General features: G+C 63.9%; 3 protein-coding genes. 2 read left to right on the top strand and 1 reads right to left on the bottom strand.

Annotation, left to right across the window (positions count from 1 at the left end; translation table 11 throughout):
* Both GEV06_28210 and GEV06_28205 read left to right on the top strand, forming a co-directional pair.
* The coding region (locus GEV06_28210) for a DUF4038 domain-containing protein (protein ID MPZ21740.1) at positions 1-623 on the top strand (623 nt) is incomplete at its 5' end.
* Positions 624-668: 45 nt separating this feature from the next.
* On the top strand, positions 669-2,147 hold the full coding sequence (locus GEV06_28205) for a DUF4038 domain-containing protein (GenBank protein MPZ21739.1): 1,479 nt from the start codon (positions 669-671) through the stop codon (positions 2,145-2,147).
* Between the two features lie 4 nt (positions 2,148-2,151).
* Here GEV06_28205 and GEV06_28200 read toward each other — a convergent pair whose 3' ends face one another.
* The gene (locus GEV06_28200) at positions 2,152-3,135 is read right to left on the bottom strand and encodes a substrate-binding domain-containing protein (GenBank protein MPZ21738.1); all 984 of its coding nucleotides are present in this window, start codon (positions 3,133-3,135) and stop codon (positions 2,152-2,154) included.
* Between the last annotated feature and the right edge of the window lie 311 nt (positions 3,136-3,446).

The raw sequence follows: 3,446 nt of genomic DNA, 5'->3' as shown, positions 1-3,446 counted from the left end.
CTGCCAAGCCGGTCCTCGACGGTGAGCCGAATTATGAGGACCATCCTGTGAATTGGAAAGTGGAGAACGGCTATTTCAGGGACTATGACGTCCGCAAGCAACTGTACCGGTCGGTATTTTCCGGGGCATGTGGAGTCACCTACGGACATCAAGCCATACGACAATTCTACAGCGAGAGGGAAGAGCCAATGGGATTTCCTGACCGCTACTGGACCGAAGCTCTCGACCGGCCCGGAGCTTTCCAGGCGGGTTACCTAAGGAGGCTGATTTTATCAAGGCCTCCGCTGAGCCGGGTTCCGGATCAAACAATCATCAAGAGTGGACAAGGCGTAAAGGGAGAATATATGACGGCGCTCCGGGACAAGGGCGATAGCTACGCCATGATCTATCTACCGGTCGGAAGAAGAATTGGGGTCGACGTGTCCTGGATGAAAGCAGAGAAGATAGCGGCATGGTGGTTCAATCCGAGAAACGGTGAAGCGCTGAAGATTGGTCTGCAAAGAAGTGAGGACAGCTTGCGATTTGTTCCACCAACAACGGGAATTGAAAATGATTGGGTACTCGTGCTGGATGATAGTGCAAGGCAATGGGTGGCCCCCGGCGACGTGCAGACTGTGAACTGAAGAGACGGCGGGGAAGTACTCTCGAATTGGGACTAGCCGGATGAGGTGATCTTGGCAATTGGAGCTTATTTACTCGTATCGGTTCTCGCAGCGAACCTTGTCTGGGACTCTCGGTCGACCGAGGCGCCGGACGGCGCGGCGCGTCTGCCTCGTCTGGAGGTTGCGGCCAACGGTCGCTTTCTGGTGTGTGAGGGAGGCGCCCCTTTCTTCTGGCTCGCGGACACCGCCTGGGCGATGTTCGAGAAGGCTGCCCGCGACGCGGCGCCGGACCAGCCGGCGGTTGACGCCTACTTCCGCACCCGCGCCGCGCAGGGGTTTACTGTCGTCCAAGCCGCGATCATCTTCGAAGCCTCGCGGAACGTCGAGGGCCACACGGCGTTCGAGGAGGATCGCGCCACGCCGCGGGTACGGCCGGGGGCCGCCGACGACTACTGGGATATGGTCGACGACATCGTCGATGTATCTGCCGAGCACAACATGTACCTTGCCATCCTTCCGGCCTGGATGGTCAACGTTCCGGCGGATCATCCGCTCGTTCGCGACGCCGGTGTCGCGTACGGGTATGGCCACTTTCTTGGGGCGCGGTATGCCGAGCGCTCCAATCTCGTCTGGGTGCTCGGCGGCGATCCGCACCGGGACGCCACGGACGTGGACAACCCGGAGCGGCTCGCCATGACGCGTGCGATTGCCGAAGGGATCGCCGATGGCGTCAGCGGCGTGGATCGACATGACGGGACGGCCGACTGGTCAACCACCTTGATGAGCTATCACCCCAAAGGGGGCAATCACTCGTCTTCGGAACGGCTCCACGAGGAGCCGTGGCTCGACTTCAACATGATCCAGACGACCACCGCGCGCGACTTCGCGAACTACGAAACCGTAGAGCGGGATTACGGCAAGACGCCAACGAAGCCTACGTTTGATTCGGAGGTCGCGTACGAAGCGTCCCATTCGCTCGGAGGCGGGACGAACGAATCGCCCTTGCCGCGGATCTCGCCCTGGGACGTGCGCCGCGCAGCGTACTGGAACGTCTTCGCGGGTGGCTTCGGCCACACGTATGGACATCGCAGCTTCATCCGCTGGACCAGAAAGGGCGAAAAGCTTGTGTTCGGCGCGGATCTGCCCTGGGCCGAAGCCCTCGAGGCGCCGGGCGCCCAGCAGATGGCCCACCTGAAGAACCTCGTGTTGTCGCGTCCATTCCTGTCGCGTGTGCCGGATCAGGATCTGTTCGAGCGCGACACTGGCACTGGGCGCAACCACGCCCGCGCGACGCGCGATAGGGATGGCGCCTACGCCTTCGTGTACCTGCCGTCAGGTGCTCCCATGACCGTCAGGCTCACCCGTCTCTCGGGCGTCACCGTGCGAGCGTGGTGGTTCGACCCGCGAGACGGCTCGGTGCAGGATGCCGGCGAGGCGCCGCGGCGCGGTTCGAAGGAGTTCCGCCCGCCGACGAGGGGAGACGGACAGGATTGGGTGCTCGTGCTCGATGACGCGGCGCGAGGTTTTGGCCCGCCGGGGCGTTAGCCGTTCAGTCGCGCTCCCGCAGCGAGGGGGCGAGGACGATGCGCTCGAACCGTCGCTGCGGGCGGCGGATGCGCTTGAGCAGGAGCTCAGCGGACTCCGTGCCCAACGCATAGCTGGGCTGCTCGACCGTGGAGATACGCGGCTCGAACACGTCGAGCCACTCGGAGTCGTCGGAGCTCATCACCTCGACGTCCTGCGGCGATGTGAGCCCGCGCGCGCGGATCGCACGCAGTACCCCGACCATCATCAGGAAGTTGCCCGCGAAGATTGCTGTCGGCGGCGGATCGAGAGCGAGGAGCTGCGCGGCCGCCGCCTGACCCGACTCGACGGTCCACTTGCCCACGGCGACGTACCGATCGTCGGCGGGCAGCCGGTGCTTCCGCAGCGTACGGCGCCAGCCTGTCACGCGGTCAGCGCCTGTTGAGAGCGACAAATGTCCAGTGACGAGCCCGATGCGCCGGTGACCGCGCCGGATCAACCGCTTGATGGCGAGGCTCGTGCCTTGCGCGTTGTCGGAGACCACGGTGTCGGCCTTGAAGCCGCGCGGCTCGCGGCCGACGAAGACGACCGGCTTCTTCGTTGCGACCAGCCGCCGCACGTCCTCTGCTTCGCCGGGCGCGACGAAGAGCAGCAGGCCGTCGGCCTGCTTGGCCCGGAACACCGACAGGCAGCGCGACTGCTCCGCGACGTCGTTGTAGGTGTTGCCGAGGAGCAACGAATACCCCTCGCGCCGCAGCACGTCTTCGACGCCACGGACCACTCGCGCGTAGAACGGGCTCGCGATGTCGGGGATCAGCATCCCAACCGTGCGCGTCGCCGAGATCTTCACGCTGCGGGCCAGCTCGTTGACGGTATAGTCGAGCGCCTTGACCGCTGCCCGCACGCGCTTGGTCAGCTCCGGGCTGACATACGTCGTCCCGTTCAGGACAGCAGACACCGTGGCGGTCGAGACGCGGGCGCGTTCTGCGACGTCGTAGATCGTGGCCATGCCGGGTGACAGACGGACAATCTCATCGTGCCTCGAAGAGAGGGCGACGACCGATTGTAGCGTCTAGCGCCCGGCAGGCGCACGAACTGCCAGCGACCCGTTGATTCACGGTCTCGTGGGCCAACGGCTATACCTCACGCGCAGACTGATTTGGATCCGTCGTCGCTGACGAGCAGGGCCCCGTCACGAGCAACGGCGAGGCCCACCGATTCCGCCAGAGGTTCAGGGTGTCACCGAAGACCGTACCCCTCGTTCAAGATCAGCCGTCCGATAACAGATAATCCATCGTCAGTGTGAAACGCATGATCGAT

This window comes from Luteitalea sp. (genome assembly GCA_009377605.1).
Classification (GTDB): Bacteria; Acidobacteriota; Vicinamibacteria; order Vicinamibacterales; family Vicinamibacteraceae; genus WHTT01.
Note: the sequence above shows the minus strand (reverse complement) of the source record. Positions and strands in the feature narration are given on the sequence as shown.

Excerpts from the sequence above, each read along its gene's own strand:
- GEV06_28200 (MPZ21738.1), bottom strand. The coding sequence starts at position 3,135 with ATGGCCACGATCTACGACGTCGCAGAACGCGCCCGCGTCTCGACCGCC.